Origin of the sequence: Xanthomonas hortorum, assembly GCF_011305375.1 — a bacterium.
Classification (GTDB): Bacteria; Pseudomonadota; Gammaproteobacteria; order Xanthomonadales; family Xanthomonadaceae; genus Xanthomonas; species Xanthomonas hortorum_E.
In genome coordinates this window covers 61847-76179 of the sequence record NZ_VCME01000020.1, presented here as the reverse complement: position 1 = coordinate 76179, position 14333 = coordinate 61847, and the positions used below count along the sequence as shown (strand labels likewise).

Genomic DNA, 14333 nt, shown 5'->3' with positions numbered 1-14333 from the left:
CCCTGCGCGGCGATCACTGCGCGCAACGCAGGTAACGGCCTCAACCATCGAAGAAATCATCACAGCAATCAAAACGCCCACGCACAACGCTCCCGCAAAGACGGTCGACGGAAGGCATGGCGGCGGCTGTGCCCGGCAGCCCTCCCCGGGCTACCTAAGAAGCGGCTGACAAAACTGCCGCGCGCCAGTGAAGGCCTTCGCGGTGTTTCGTTTGCCACTCTACGGCGCGCAATCTAACAGGTGCCACACCGCCGGACCAGCAGTCCGGCGGTGTATGCGATGCATCAGCCGTGCGGGGTCAGCACGATGACGCCCAGCGGCGGCAACAGCAGCGGCAGCGATTGTGCCTGGCCATGCATGGACTGCTGCTCTGCAGTGACCACACCGCCATTGCCCAGATTGGCACCGCCATAGATGCCGGCGTCGCTATTGAACACTTCGCGCCACTGACCGCTCTGCGGCACGCCGATGCGATAGCCGTGCTGCACCAGCGGGGTGAAGTTGATCACCACCAGCACCGGTGCATCGCCGCGTTTGCCCTTGCGCAGGAACGCAACCACGCTATTGGCCGCATCATCGCCCACCACCCACGCAAACCCGGACGGGTCGTCGTCGTAGGCGTGCAGCGCGGGGTATTCGACATACAGTCGATTCAGATCGCGCACCAGGGTCTGCACACCACGGTGGCGTGGGTCGTCGAGTAGATGCCAGGGAATGCCGCCGTCGTGGTTCCACTCGGTGGGCTGGCCGAACTCGCAGCCCATGAACAGCAACTTGCGCCCGGGGTGGGTGAACATGAAACCCAGGTACGCACGCAGATTGGCGAAGCGCTGCCAGTCGTCGCCCGGCATGCGGCCCAGCAGCGAGCCCTTGCCGTGCACCACTTCATCATGCGAAATCGGCAGCACGAAGCGCTCCGAATACGCATAGACCATGCTGAAAGTCAGCTCGCCGTGGTGATAACGGCGGTAGATCGGATCCAGCGCGGCGTAGTGCAAGGTGTCGTGCATCCAGCCCATGTTCCACTTGTAGTGGAAGCCCAACCCGCCATGCGCCACATCGGCGGTCACACCGGGGAACGCGGTGGATTCCTCGGCGATCATCACCGCACCAGGCGCATGCTCGCGCACCACCTCGTTGAGCCGGCGCAGGAACGCGATGGTTTCGTAGTTCTCGCGCCCACCGTGGATGTTGGGCACCCACTCGCCGGCATTGCGGCTGTAATCGCGGTACAGCATCGAGGCCACCGCATCCACGCGCAGGCCGTCGACGTGGAAGCGCTGCAGGAACTCCAGCGCGCTGGCGATCAAAAACCCGGACACCTCGCGGCGCCCGTGGTTGTAGATCAAGGTATTCCAGTCGCGGTGGAAGCCTTCGCGCGGGTCGGCATGCTCGTACAGCGCCGTGCCGTCGAAATGCGCCAGGCCGTGTGCGTCGGTGGGGAAATGCGCCGGCACCCAATCGACGATCACACCGATCCCGTCGCGATGGCAGCGCTCGACGAAGCGGGCGAAGCCATCCGGCGAGCCGAAGCGCGCGGTGGGCGCAAACAGCCCCAACGGTTGATAGCCCCACGAACCGCCGAACGGATGTTCGGTCACAGGCATCAGCTCAACGTGCGTGAAGCCCATATCCGCCACATACGGAATCAAGCGATCGGCAAGCCCGTCCCAGTCCAGGTCCACGCCTTCTTCGCGCAGCCAGGAGCCGGCGTGGATCTCGTAGATGCTCATCGGTGCGTCGTGCGCCTGACGGCGTGCGCGTGTGGCCATCCAGCCGTCGTCGTTCCACTGATGCGGCGTGGGGTCGGCCACGATCGAAGCGGTGCCCGGAGCAAGCTCCGCACGCCGCGCCACCGGGTCGGCCTTGGCCGGCAATTCGTTTCCATGCGGGCCGCGCAGCTGGTACTTGTAATGCGCACCAGGGCCGACATCGGGCACGAACAGCTCCCACACGCCGGACTGATGCCGCAGCCGCATCGGATGACGGCGCGCGTCCCAACTATTGAAATCGCCCACCACCGCCACGCGTGCGGCATTGGGCGCCCATACCGCGAAACGCGTGCCGCGCACGCCATCGACCTCGATCGCATTGGCACCGAGCGCATCGGCCAACTGTAGATGATGGCCTTCGCTGATCAGGTGCAGATCGAAGTCGCTGAGTTGCGGCCCGAACGCGAACGGGTCGGCGGTGTCCTGCTCGCCGCCGGGCCAACCGATGCGCAGGCGATAAGCGCCTTGCGCCGGCAACTCGCCAGCGAACAGGCCCAGCTCCGGGCCTGCTTCCAGCGCGATGACCTGCCCGTCGTCGAGCACTGCATTGACGTAGTTGGCGCCCGGTTGGTAGGTGCGCAGCACCCGTCCGCTGTCGGTCGGGTGCGCGCCCAGGATGGCGAATGCATCGCCATGGCGTGCCTCGGCCAGGGCGCGGGTCGCGCCGGGGTCCCATCGATTGGTCACTGCTGTCATCACTCCACTCATCATGTGTCTCCTGCATCAGCGCGCGCGCGTTGCAGGATGCGTCGCAAGCCTTCCACCGGCACCATCAACCAGCCCGGCCGGTTGGCGGCTTCGTAGCGCACTTCGTAGCAGGCCTTTTCCACCAGGAACAACAAGGTTGCTGCATTGAACGCTGCCGGTGCGATCCACGGATGCGTACTGGCATCGAGCACGGCATGGTACGCGTCCAGAAATGCCTGCGTGGAGCGGCGACGGAACTGCACCAGGAATTCATCCAGATGCGTATCCACCCCCACGCCCGCACGTGCGGCAGTGCCTTCTTCGCCACGTGCCGAGACTTCGCTGGCGTAATCGAGCGAGCGCAGGAAACCGGCTACATCGCGTAGCGGGCTGGCCTTGGCGCGGCGCTCGGACAGCGGTTTGGCCGGCTCGCCTTCGAAGTCGATCAGGATCACATCGTCGAACGCCACCAGGATCTGGCCCAGGTGGAAGTCGCCGTGCACGCGGGTCAACAACGACTCGGCGAGCACGCTTGGTGCCTTGGCCAGCAAGGCCTCCAGCTGCGAGCGTTCGGCCAGCACCGCTTCCAGTGCGTCGCGTTCGATCGCATCGTCGCTGCTGGTCAGGCGCGCGTTGACCGTCTCCCACATCTGTTCGACCTGGCGCGCAACGCCGGCCACCACATCGTTGGCGGCGGGCAGATCGATGCGCTGCGGCACGAAGTCCGCATCGTCGGTATCGCACGACAAGGCTTCGTGCAGCTCGGCAAGACGCTTGCCGACCACGGCAGCGAACGCGTCGTAACCGGCTACGGCTTCGGCGCGCGATTCGTCGGTCTGCGCAGTGGCGTACTCGTCGAAACTGCGTGCCAGATGGTCCAGCGTCCAACGCCAGGCATCGCCCTGATTGCGGATGAAGCCCTGCAGCAACGCAATGGTGGTGATGGTGCCCTGCGCGTCGATGCGGCTGACGCTTCCCAGCAAGGGCGCGGCGTTGGCATAGCCCATCTCGGTCAGGCGACGGCCGATTTCGATCTCCGGATTGGCGCCATTGGCCACATGCCGCAGCAGCTTGAACACCGCCTTGTCGGCGACCACCAGCGAGCTGTTGCTCTGTTCGGCCGACAACCAACGGATGTCCGGATCCTGCGGAATATCCAGCTTGGCCAACGCCGGCGTCGCTTCGAAACGCACCTGTCCCTGCTGCGAGGCATCGTCGCCGTCGCGAAACTCCAACGTGGAATTCTCGCGCAGCGCATCGATCACTCCGCGCACCATCGGCTTGAGGGCGAACGCATCGGTGAGGTAACCCACCTCGCGGCCCTGACGCACACGCGCCAGCGCCAGCTGCTCGGCCAGGGTGCTGGGGTGGTCGCGCTCCCACACGATGCCAATCGGCAACATGTAGCTCTCGTGGCGGCCATCTTCCAGCTCCACTTCCAGCTCCAGCAGGCTGATCGGCTCATCGCCGGGCAACGGCGTGCGACGCGAGATACGCACGTGTTTCAGCACCTGATCCTTGGCCGAGAACCAGCGCCGCGCCGACAGCCAGGCCGGCAGGATTTCGCTTTCCAGCGTGGACAGATGCGGCAGCAGCGCGTTGCCTTCGTCGGTATCGCTACGCAACACCAGCGTGCGGTAATCCGGCAGCGGCACCGGGGTGGGCACATGCCAATCCGGCAAGGTCCCTTCGCTGACCAGCTGGAACGCGTAGAAGCCGAACGGCGGCACAGTGAGCAGATAGGTCAAGCGGCCGACCGGCGGGAAGCTGCCGCCGCCGATGATGTCCACCGGCACGCGGCCTTCGAACTCGGACAGATCCAGTTCCACCGCCTGCAGCGTATGCGACAGATTGGCCACGCACAGCACCGTCTCGTCCTGATAGCAACGCAGGTAGGCCAGCATGCGGCGATTGCCCGGATACAAAAAGCGCAAGGTGCCGCGGCCGAAGGCCTGGTAGCGCTTGCGCACGCTGAGCACGCGGCGGGTCCAGGTCAGCAGCGAATGCTGGTCGCGGATCTGCGCTTCCACATTCACCGCCTGGAAGCCGTACAGCGGGTCCATCACCGGCGGCAACACCAGTTGCGCCGGGTCGGCACGCGAGAAGCCGCCATTGCGGTCGATCGACCACTGCATCGGCGTACGCACACCATCGCGGTCGCCCAGATGGATGTTGTCGCCCATGCCGATCTCATCGCCGTAGTACAGCACCGGCGTGCCGGGCATGGTCAGCAACAAGGAGGTCATCAATTCGATACGGCGGCGGTCGCGCTCCAGCAGCGGCGCGAGACGGCGACGGATGCCTAAGTTGATACGCGCGCGGCGATCGGAGGCGTAGGTCTGCCATAGATAATCGCGCTCCGAATCGGTGACCATTTCCAGCGTCAACTCATCGTGGTTACGCAGGAAGATCGCCCACTGGCAGCTCTCCGGAATCTCCGGGGTCTGGCGCATGATGTCGGTGATGGGGAAGCGGTCTTCGCGCGCGATCGCCATGTACATGCGCGGCATCAGCGGGAAGTGGAACGCCATATGGCATTCGTCGGCGTTCTGGCCGAAATATTGCTGGGTGTCTTCCGGCCACATGTTGGCCTCGGCCAGCAGCATGCGGTCCGGATATTCGGCATCCAGCGTGGCGCGGATCTTGCGCAGGATCGCGTGGGTTTCCGGCAGATTTTCGTTGGAGGTGCCCGAGCGCTCGATCAGGTACGGCACCGCATCCAGACGCAAACCGTCCACGCCGCGATCCAGCCAGAAGCGCATCACTTCCAGCACTGCTTCCAGCACGGCGGGATTGTCGAAATTCAGGTCCGGCTGATGCGAATAGAACCGGTGCCAGAAGTACTGCCCGGCTACCGGATCCCAGGTCCAGTTGGATTTTTCGGTATCGCAGAAGATGATCCGCGTGCCTTCGTACTCCTGATCGGTGTCCGACCATACGTAGAAGTCGCGCTCCGGCGAGCCGGCCGGCGCATTGCGTGCACGCTGGAACCAGGAATGCTGATCGGAGGTGTGGTTGATCACCAGCTCGGTCACGACGCGGATGCCGCGTGCATGCGCCTGCGCCACCAATTGCTCGAAGTCGGCAATGGTGCCGTAGTCCGGGTGCACCGCCATGTATTCGGCGATGTCGTAGCCGTCGTCGCGGCGCGGGCTGGGGTAGAACGGCAGCAACCAGATGGTGTCCACGCCGAGTTCGGCGATGTAATCCAGTTTGGAAATCAGGCCGGGAAAATCGCCGATGCCATCGTCGTTGGAATCGAAGAACGACTTGACGTGCACCTGATAAATGATCGCGTCTTTGTACCAAAGCTGATCTGCAACCACCGCAGACTGTTCTGCGTCGGCTTGTAACGATGGGACTGCATTCATGCGACCTCTCCTGCGCGGATGCGCCATAACGCGAACGGCCGCGTCGCCTCTAACCGGATGTGTTGTTGCTTGCCTTGCCATGTGAAGCGATGGCCGTCCCACAGATCGTCCACCGCCACGCTGGCGTGATCGGGCAGGCCCAACTCCCACAATGGAATTTCGATATCGGCGTCCTGCGCGGCATTGGGGTCCAGATTGATTGCCACCAACACCATGCTGCGGCTGCGCGAGAGGTAACCGGCATCCAGGAACTTGCCGAAGTACAGCACCTGCTCGTTGTGCGCCTGATAGAACCGCGTGCCCAGGTGCGATTGCAGCTCGGGATGCATGCGACGCAGCTGGTTGAAGCGGGTGATCTCATCGACGATGTCGCCGGGCGCACGTTCGGGCCAGGCGCGCAGCTGGAATTTCTCCGAGTCCAGATACTCTTCCTTGCCCGGCGCCAGCGGCGTGGCTTCGCACAGCTCGAAGCCCTGATACATGCCCCACAAGCCCGACAAGGTCGTGGCTAGCGCAGTGCGGATCAAATGCCCGTTGCGCCCGCTGGTCTGCAGGAACTGCGGATTGATGTCCGGCGTATTGACGAAGAAATGCGGGCGGAAGCATTCGCGCGGCACGCCTTCGTTCAATTCTTCCACGTACTCCTGCAGCTCGTGCTTGTGGTTGCGCCAGGTGAAGTAGGTGTAGGACTGCGAGAAGCCGCACTTGGCCAGGCGATACATCATCTTCGGCCGAGTGAAGGCCTCGGACAGGAACACCACATCCGGGCGGCGCCCACGCACATCGGCAATCAACCACTCCCAGAACGGGAACGGCTTGGTGTGCGGGTTGTCCACGCGGAACAGCGTCACGCCCTCGTTGATCCAGAACAGCACCGCATCGCGCAGCGTATTCCACAGATCCGGCACCGCACCGCTGGCGTAGAAATCGACGTTGACGATGTCCTGGTACTTCTTCGGCGGGTTCTCCGCATACGGAATCGAGCCATCCGCACGCCAGGTGAACCAGTCCTTGTGATCGCGCAGCCATGGGTGATCCGGCGCGCACTGGATGGCGAAGTCCAGCGCCACTTCCAGCCCATGCGCACGTGCGGCCTGGATCAGGCGGCGGAAGCCATCGAGCCCGCCGAGTTCGGCGTGCACTTCGGTGTGCCCGCCATCGCTGGCGCCGATCGCATACGGGCTGCCCGGCTCGCCTTCGACCGCAGTGACCGTGTTGTTGCGGCCCTTGCGGTTCTTCGCACCGATCGGGTGGATCGGCGGCATGTACAACACGTCGAAGTTCATCGCACGGATATGCGCCAGCCGTTCGATCACATCGTCGAAGGTGCCGTGGCGCTGCGCATCGCCGCTCTGCGAGCGCGGGAACAATTCGTACCAACTGGCAAAGTGCGCCGCGCGGCGCTCCGACTCCACCCGGAACGTCACCGGCGTCTCGGAGCGGAACGGCTTGTCGTCAGCCAACGCCATCGCCTGTGCGGTGTCCGGCTCCAGCACGATGGCCAGCTGCTGCAACGGCTCGCTCTGCGCACCGATGCGGGTGAGGACGGCCTGCAAGCGCTCGGCCAATGCACCTTTGCTGCGTGCATGCGCGGCCTGCACCACGGCCACGGCCTCCTGCACATCCACCGGCAGCACCGTGTTGGCGGCGCGCTTCTTTTCCAGATCCGCATGCAAGGTGGCGAACACATCGCGCCAGCCTTCCACACGGAACTCATAGGTACCGATACGCTCCAGCGGAAACTCCGCACGCCAACGGTCGTTGCCCAAGGCGCGCATCGGCGCGCTGGCCCAGGTCTTGGCATCGGCCGGACGCCACAGCACGGCGACTGCAATGCGGTCGTGCCCATCGCAGAACGCATCGGCCTCCACGCAGATGCGGTCGCCCACCGTGCGCTTGACCGGGAAGCGACCGTGATCGACCGAGGGCGTCACCGATTCGATACACACGCGTGGCCACGCGGCCGCCGTCTGCGCACGCGGGCGCATCCGCGGCACCGCCAGCACATGCCGCGCCGGCACACTGCGATACACACGCACCTCGCCCGGCTCCAGCGCTTCCAGCGTCCCACCAGACAAGGTGCCGCCGTCTTCGCCCACCAAGGCCTCGGCATCGCCCAGCAGACGCAGCAGATCCGGTGCAGGCACCGGCACTACATGTGCGGCATCGCCGTTGATCAACAACAGGGAGGGCAGGCCGCCAAGCGGTTCGATTGCCACGGCCGTCAGCCCGGTGGCTTCGCGCAATAGCGGGCGCAGCCGCAGGCCGGCATTGCTTGCCGGCACGCTGTCAGTGGCACGGATACTCGACGGCACTGCATCCAGCTGCGCAGCGTTCAACAACCACGCCCCGCCCAGTGCCTGCGCCAGCTGCCAGTGCTGCGCAGGCGCCGCCGCACGCTTGCCATCGGGCGCATCCAGCACCGCAACCACCTGGGCGGCGAGTGCGCGCAATGCGGTGTCTTCATCGAAGAACCAACTGCTGCGCCCATCCCACCACGCGAGCGAGGAGAACGCCGCATCGAACCCGGCACCGGCCAACTGCTGCAAGACCTCAGTGCCCAGGCCTGGCGTCCACGCTGCAAACACCACTTCCGGCGCCTGCGCATGGACGCGGGCGATCAACTCGCGCCAGCGCTGCGCCGGCACCTGTTGCGGCTGCAGCAGGCGGAAGCCGGCCACACCGTGCGCCGCCCAGTCCAGCAAGCGCGCGCTCCACCACTCCACCAGCGCCGCGCCCTCCTGCGCATAGGCAAAACGCGCCTCCGCCACTTCCGGCGTGGTACGCGGCTGACGCGGGTCTGGCACCGCCGTACTGCGTGCGCGGAACCACTGCGGATTCTCGCGCACCACCGCACTGGCGCCGCCTACTTCGTCCAGGCGCACATCGAGCAGCAGCTTCACGCCAGCGCGTTGCGCCGCCTGCACAAGCTCACGCAGACGCGCTGCGTCGGCCTCGCGGCCATTGGCGACTTCGCTCAGCCGGCCTTCTGCATCGCGCTCGAACGGCGGCGGCGCCACCACGTAGTCGCAGCCCGCCTCGCGCGCCAATACGCAGCGCTGCTCCAGCCCGGCTTGCTCGTTGGGTGTTTCGTTGAGTACACAAATCCGCATGGCGCCTCCTCAGCAGGACGCGGCGCAAACACGCGCCGTGACGACAATGGGAGCAACGCGGCGCGAACCACCCAGCAGATCCACGGGCGCTCGCTCACGACGCACCAGTCCAACTCCCGTCCAGATCGCCCCTTGGCTAACCGCCTGGCCGACCTTTCCACCTGTGACTGCACTCATGCGCAACTCCGCAACGATTCTTGACCCATGCAGTCAAGCACCCTCACTGCGAATTTCATGTGTCGGTCGAATTGACGAAAATCAAACAAGCGCGGCTGTGGTGACGAATTCACGCACTACAGACCGCATCTTTACGAGCGCACCGTGTGCATGGGTGCCCATACGGCAAGTGGCGCCATGGAGCGCGCGACCAGGCACTGGATTGGTGCATCGAACAGGAGACCTCATGGCGAACACGCTAGCAAGCATGTCTTGGACATCTGGGATCCGCGTGCAATGGCAACAACGCCCTGCAGTCCAGTGGATCCGGCCAGTGCACTCGGCAAGTTGCGAGGAGTTGTAAGCTGTATCTTCAACCTGCAAGGAGAGCAAGGATGCGGATCTATGTCATGGCGGCGCTGCTTGCCATCGCCACAGTTGCGACAGCCAAGGATCAGAAGCTGAACTCCAGCCGCGCCGAAGAGATCGTTAGGCTATGGCAGGACTTCAGCGTCAACGACGACATCGTCGTCGAGGATTATGCGGGTTTCGTGCGCGCTATCGATCTGGATAAGGATGGCGTCGATGAGATCGTCTATCTCGGCTCCTCGTATTGCACCGACTCCACGTCCGATTGTCCCAACGCGATCAACGTGCTGAGCAAACTCATTCCGAAAAAGACACCGAGCCTCAGCGTGCCGATTGATCCATGGGAAACCAGAGCACGCAGGACCGGCTACACGCCAGATGCAAGCGAACAAATTCCGGGCGAGGTCATGGACTTAGCGGTCCAGGGCAATCGCATCGAGGTCGTCTTTGTCGTGCAAAAGAAATCGCACATCTGCAAACGGGAGCAATCCAATCCCGATGGCTCGAACCGATGCCCCGCTCCAGGACGTTACACGCGGGCCTACACTTGGCAGCGAGGCGCTTTGACACCCGTCGCTGGCGTCGAAAGCTACCAGCGCAACGTCCCCAAGACCAACTTTCCGAGCAACCTGCAAGGCACATGGGTCACTGCAGGCATTGCATGTGACCGTGATGCAGCAGACCCAAAGCACGCCATCAGATTCGAATGGGAGCGAATGACCGGCAAGGGCGAAGACATCTGGCCCAATGCGGTGATCTTGCTCGCACGCACGCCCTGGACATGGCGCATCATCACCGCGTCGGCAAACAAGTCCAATAAGGAAGTTCCTGCGGTGTTTATCCTGAGCCAGATGGAAGACCGCTTGATTATTGCGGAAGAAACACGCGTCAGAACCTTTGATCGGTGCCGGTGAGCGCGGCTCATGGATCTCATCCGGGAAGAAGAAGATGACTGGTTTAGACTCCGTTCTTTTCCAACCCTGGATTGATACACATGCATGGATTCTGGCTAGCGGCCCTGTTACTGGTATCGGCGGCAGCCGACGCGGCACCAGGCGATGACGAAGCGACCACGTGTCGCAATGGCTTGTTCACCAGCAGCACAGCTGGGTTCTCGATCGCCAAGGTCGCGGTGCCGCGGTTGTATCTGCTCAACGACAGCGACGGCTGTCCGGACAAAGGCGATGCTGCCTGCAGGCGAGGCACGTATGTGGTCAAAGGCGATGCGCTGGTGTTGGCACAGCGGCACGGCGCATATGTCTGCGCGTTGTATCCCAGCAAGGGCGCCGGCAGCGCCGGCTGGGTGGCGCAGGCCGGTCTGCAGCCGCTGCCGAGTGCGAGTACGCCAACATCGCAGGCATGGAATGGCCGCTGGCACAATGGCGACAACCAACTGCAGTTGACCGCGAATGGCGACGGCAGCGTCACCGTCAATGGCGATGCGTATTGGCCCAGTGCAAACCCCACCCCGGAGCAAGTGCCCGGCGGCCCGCATTTGGGCGCCGTTACTGCACGCGGTACTCCCGAGGGCAACCGCGTGGACGTCAACGAAGACGACTGCAATGTACGTCTGCAACTGCTTGGCGACCTGTTGGTCGTTGCGGACAATCTGCAATGCGGCGGTGCGAACGTCAGCTTTGGTGGAGTCTATCGCCGGGAGCCGGCGGCGCGGCGCTGAGGGTTTCCTAGACGAACTCTTAGACCACCGGTGACCACGCCGCCCGAACCACCAGCGCCCAGAGTCCTAGCACGGCCAGGAAATTGATGGTGAACACAGCCCCTCTTAGCCGGACATTGCGGGTAAGGATCTGGATGCCGCTATGCAGCGCCCGGCCGGCAATGAAGATCCACGCCAGCAGTAGGCCGTCGTAGCCATGCCCCAGATACATCAGCAGAATGCACGCGACATGGAAGAACAGCGGCCACTCGAATTGGTTCGACAGGTTGGCGCTGATCCGCGGCTCGAAATCCGTCCAAGGATTCGCGCCGCTCTTCGGTCTGCCGATGCCCCACACCGCAGGAGCCCGGACAACGGTGAGAAGCACGTAGAGAAAGGCGGCGAGGGCAACGTGCGCTGCCATGGCAAGAATCAAGGGTTGTGACATATCAGCTTCCGGCCGACGCCTGAAATAAAGGCACCTTCAAGGTGGGTGTGTGTGAGCGGAGTGCCAGCGGTCTAGTCAACGATAGTCAACTTGATTGCGCGCCATCCAGAAGATCACCGAGAAGCGTGAGGTAGGTCTCGGCATTGACTTCGCAGTCACTAAAACCAATCAGATGGAACCCGTCGTCGACGGGAGCCACCACTACGCTTTTTGCTGCAAATTCAAACGAGCTTGTATTGATATCTAAGGCCTCACTGCCATACTCACCTCGCCGTCTCGACAACCATATATTGGAATCCGACTGCGACGTACGCCAAGAACGCTGCCACTAAACCGAGCCATGCGTGCCAACGCGATCCCTTCTTCAAGCCCATTACGCTTATGCAGATCGACAGAACAAGCATGACGATGGACTTCAGCAAGTATGCGGATGAGGGCAGCAAGAAGGCCAGCGGCAGCCCGATGGCCAAGCTTCCAAGTCCGAAGTGCTTGAAGAAGCATCCCTTATGACCCCGGAGATGTCGATTCGAAATCAACATCCCAATTGCGACTGCAATGAACCAGACGGCAATCGCACACTGGCCTGCAATGATGTCGGATGGAGGTGCAATCACTGAGCGGCGTCGGGTCGAAAGAAGTGTTAAGTCACTCGCACAAGCCGTCGCGAGCAAGCGTGGCGGCTATCTGCTCGGCAGACCAATGCCGAGCAATCCAGATGGTAAGCGCGACTCCAGAGATATGCCACCAAAGCTTGTTCCCGACCGGATGGGACGCGTTGTGAGTGCTGGCAATACGCCAGGCCGCACGTTCGCCCGGTGTTGTGCGATGGGGATCGCCGAACAGGAAAATGCCCGTCACTCCCAAGGGTTCGTCGCTTTTACTACGACAGGCGGTGTCTCGCGACATTGCGCCCTACCCGCCAAGCAGAGTCTGCCTGGATGAATTTTCAGGCATCAGCAGACCGGGAGAACGTAATGTGCAACTGATGTTCGCAAAGCACTGATGTGTAGTGGGCAAGCAGCACGAGCAGCTTGCTGTGTACATCTTGTAGCTCATCAGAAGAGCAGGGACCATCGGCTAGCGCGTCGGCGACCTGGGCACATAGCGCATGGAGTGTATCTCCTTGCAGCAAAACTCCCGGAGACTTTCGCCCAGTCATTGCAACGTTGCGATGACACTTGGTACTGAAGCAATCACGTTCGATGGATGCGTAAGAGGAGATCACGTTGATAAAGCACCCCAGCTGGGGCAACATTCCAGATCGTAGCGATGTCAAGGTATGAGCATTCAAACAAGATCCAATAATGCATTCGCAATCCGCTCTTTCCTATCGCTTGTTGGTGGAGTGGTCTTGTTTCAAGCCGGAAATGCGCTGGGCAAGGGCTCCTCCTATCAGATCAACTGGTACTTCATTGCCCTTTGTGCTGTCTATGCATTAGTTCCGATCGCCATTCTTCGAGCCATTCAGCGTCGCCCCAGTTTTTCCAGGCGTCTGTATTCGATAATTCTTAGCGTGTTGGCGTTGTTGGCAGTTGTGGGAGGAATCGCCTTTTCCCTGATCCCCCTTCCAGGTCCCTAAACTCGAAAACGACGACGTCGCGCTCACTCGCCGCTTGCAGACCAGGCGTGGCAGACCGGCGATCTGCCACACCCACGCTCACATCGCCTTCTTGATCTCTTCCGCCTTCGCCAGGTGCTGCTCGACGTGCGTCTTGGTCTCGGTCAGGTGCTGCTTGACCGGCTCGGTCGATGCCACCGTCATCATCTGCGTCTCGATCAGCTGCAGCGCGTCCTTGTGCCCGGCGATCATTGCATCGATGTAGGCCGCCGCGTAGTCGTTGCCGGACTTCTGCCCCAGCGTGGACAGGTCCTGCTCGCCCTTGCTCTCCAGCTTCTTGACGTCCGGGGTTTCGGCCAGCGTCCCCAGCGCCTTGGTCTTTTCCAGGTTCTCGGTGTGCTCTTTTTCCATCATCTTCGCGTACTCCAGCACCGCGCCGGTGACTTTCTTGTCCTGCGCCTGCTTCGCTGCGGCGATCTCGTGGTTGTTCACTGCCCCGAGCAGGCCCAGGGCGATGTCGTCTCCGGAACTCGCGCGCGCCGCGCCTTCCGGCGCCGGGCTGGCTTCGCCGACGGGCGGTGTGGTCGGGGTCGCCGCGCCACCGGTCGGCGTCGGCTCGGTGGGCGCGGCAGGCGCTGCGACCTCCTTCTCGGCATCCGGCTTGCAGCCAGCGAGCGCCAGCGCCGCGACGATGGACAGGACCAACAGTGATTGTTTCATGCTCCACTCCCTCTCGATTGGAGACAGCAGCATCGCCCTCCCCAGGTGAAGAGAGCTCATACACTTCCACTGAGTTAATCAGACACAAGCATGGGCTGCGGGGCGAAGATACAACGCCGCACCATGCACGCACCGCACGCGGCGGCGCGCGCTTGCACGCGGGCGTGGAACGGCCACTGGCACTACGGCGACAACACGCTGCAATTGACCCCCAATGCAGACGGCAGCATCACCGTCAACGGCGATGCATACTGGCCCAGCGCCTATCCCGACCCAGAACAGACGCCGGGCGGTCCGCACACCGGCTCGGTCACCGCTCGCGGCTATCCAGAAGGCAACCGCGTCGAGGTCAACGAGAACACGTGCAAGGTGCGCCTGCAATTGCTGGGCGACACGCTGCTGGTCGACGACAACCTGGAATGCGGCGGAATGAACGTTTCCTTCGGCGGGGTATACCGAAAGAAGTAATCGCAAGCCTAGCC

Annotated in this window: 9 protein-coding genes and 1 pseudogene; 4 read left to right on the top strand and 6 right to left on the bottom strand. The window is 62.8% G+C overall.

Going from position 1 to position 14333, the window contains the following annotated elements; translation table 11 throughout:
• Window positions 1–284: 284 nt before the first annotated feature.
• From glgB to FFY45_RS17115, 3 genes are read right to left on the bottom strand one after another with little or no spacing between them, the layout of a single operon-like run.
• Window positions 285–2468: a 1,4-alpha-glucan branching protein GlgB gene (glgB, locus tag FFY45_RS17125; RefSeq protein ID WP_217902628.1), complete on the bottom strand. Its 2184-nt coding sequence runs from the start codon at window positions 2466–2468 to the stop codon at window positions 285–287.
• An 11-nt stretch (window positions 2469–2479) separates the two neighbouring features.
• A complete protein-coding gene (treS, locus tag FFY45_RS17120) occupies window positions 2480–5830 on the bottom strand; it encodes a maltose alpha-D-glucosyltransferase (protein ID WP_176341329.1) in 3351 nt (1116 codons plus the stop codon).
• Window positions 5827–8943 (bottom strand): maltotransferase domain-containing protein, encoded by a 3117-nt coding sequence (locus FFY45_RS17115; protein ID WP_176341328.1) that lies wholly within the window; start codon window positions 8941–8943, stop codon window positions 5827–5829. The genes treS and FFY45_RS17115 overlap by 4 nt, the downstream gene beginning before the upstream one ends.
• A gap of 551 nt (window positions 8944–9494) precedes the next feature.
• Here FFY45_RS17115 and FFY45_RS17110 point away from each other — a divergent pair.
• A complete protein-coding gene (locus FFY45_RS17110; protein ID WP_176341327.1) occupies window positions 9495–10382 on the top strand; it encodes a hypothetical protein in 888 nt (295 codons plus the stop codon).
• 80 nt (window positions 10383–10462) lie between these two features.
• Window positions 10463–11146 carry a hypothetical protein gene (locus FFY45_RS17105; RefSeq protein ID WP_176341326.1) on the top strand — a complete coding sequence of 228 codons (684 nt, stop codon included), beginning with the start codon at window positions 10463–10465 and terminating at the stop codon, window positions 11144–11146.
• Window positions 11147–11165: 19 nt separating this feature from the next.
• Here FFY45_RS17105 and FFY45_RS17100 read toward each other — a convergent pair whose 3' ends face one another.
• Complete coding sequence (locus FFY45_RS17100) at window positions 11166–11573, bottom strand: MAPEG family protein (protein WP_176341325.1); 408 nt, start codon at window positions 11571–11573, stop codon at window positions 11166–11168.
• 946 nt (window positions 11574–12519) lie between these two features.
• Window positions 12520–12732: a DUF6959 family protein gene (locus FFY45_RS22465; RefSeq protein WP_500692578.1), complete on the bottom strand. Its 213-nt coding sequence runs from the start codon at window positions 12730–12732 to the stop codon at window positions 12520–12522.
• Between the two features lie 120 nt (window positions 12733–12852).
• Here FFY45_RS22465 and FFY45_RS17095 point away from each other — a divergent pair, with 120 nt between their 5' ends.
• Window positions 12853–13152: a hypothetical protein gene (locus tag FFY45_RS17095; RefSeq protein WP_176341324.1), complete on the top strand. Its 300-nt coding sequence runs from the start codon at window positions 12853–12855 to the stop codon at window positions 13150–13152.
• A gap of 78 nt (window positions 13153–13230) precedes the next feature.
• Here the strand turns inward: FFY45_RS17095 and FFY45_RS17090 are convergent, their stop codons facing one another.
• Window positions 13231–13884: a DUF4142 domain-containing protein gene (locus FFY45_RS17090; RefSeq protein WP_255172019.1), complete on the bottom strand. Its 654-nt coding sequence runs from the start codon at window positions 13882–13884 to the stop codon at window positions 13231–13233.
• 126 nt (window positions 13885–14010) lie between these two features.
• On the opposite strand from FFY45_RS17090, the pseudogene FFY45_RS17085 reads away from it, so the two are divergent.
• Window positions 14011–14319 (top strand): annotated as a pseudogene (locus FFY45_RS17085) (hypothetical protein); the annotation flags it as partial.
• Between the last annotated feature and the right edge of the window lie 14 nt (window positions 14320–14333).

What these genes read in the sequence shown, in the direction of transcription:
- glgB (WP_217902628.1), bottom strand. Translation starts at nt 2,468, where the DNA reads ATGACAGCAGTGACCAATCGATGGGACCCCGGCGCGACCCGCGCCCTG.
- treS (WP_176341329.1), bottom strand. Translation starts at nt 5,830, where the DNA reads ATGAATGCAGTCCCATCGTTACAAGCCGACGCAGAACAGTCTGCGGTG.
- FFY45_RS17115 (WP_176341328.1), bottom strand. Translation starts at nt 8,943, where the DNA reads ATGCGGATTTGTGTACTCAACGAAACACCCAACGAGCAAGCCGGGCTG.
- FFY45_RS17110 (WP_176341327.1), top strand. Translation starts at nt 9,495, where the DNA reads ATGCGGATCTATGTCATGGCGGCGCTGCTTGCCATCGCCACAGTTGCG.
- FFY45_RS17105 (WP_176341326.1), top strand. Translation starts at nt 10,463, where the DNA reads ATGCATGGATTCTGGCTAGCGGCCCTGTTACTGGTATCGGCGGCAGCC.
- FFY45_RS17100 (WP_176341325.1), bottom strand. Translation starts at nt 11,573, where the DNA reads ATGTCACAACCCTTGATTCTTGCCATGGCAGCGCACGTTGCCCTCGCC.
- FFY45_RS22465 (WP_500692578.1), bottom strand. Translation starts at nt 12,732, where the DNA reads ATGACTGGGCGAAAGTCTCCGGGAGTTTTGCTGCAAGGAGATACACTC.
- FFY45_RS17095 (WP_176341324.1), top strand. Translation starts at nt 12,853, where the DNA reads ATGAGCATTCAAACAAGATCCAATAATGCATTCGCAATCCGCTCTTTC.
- FFY45_RS17090 (WP_255172019.1), bottom strand. Translation starts at nt 13,884, where the DNA reads ATGCTGCTGTCTCCAATCGAGAGGGAGTGGAGCATGAAACAATCACTG.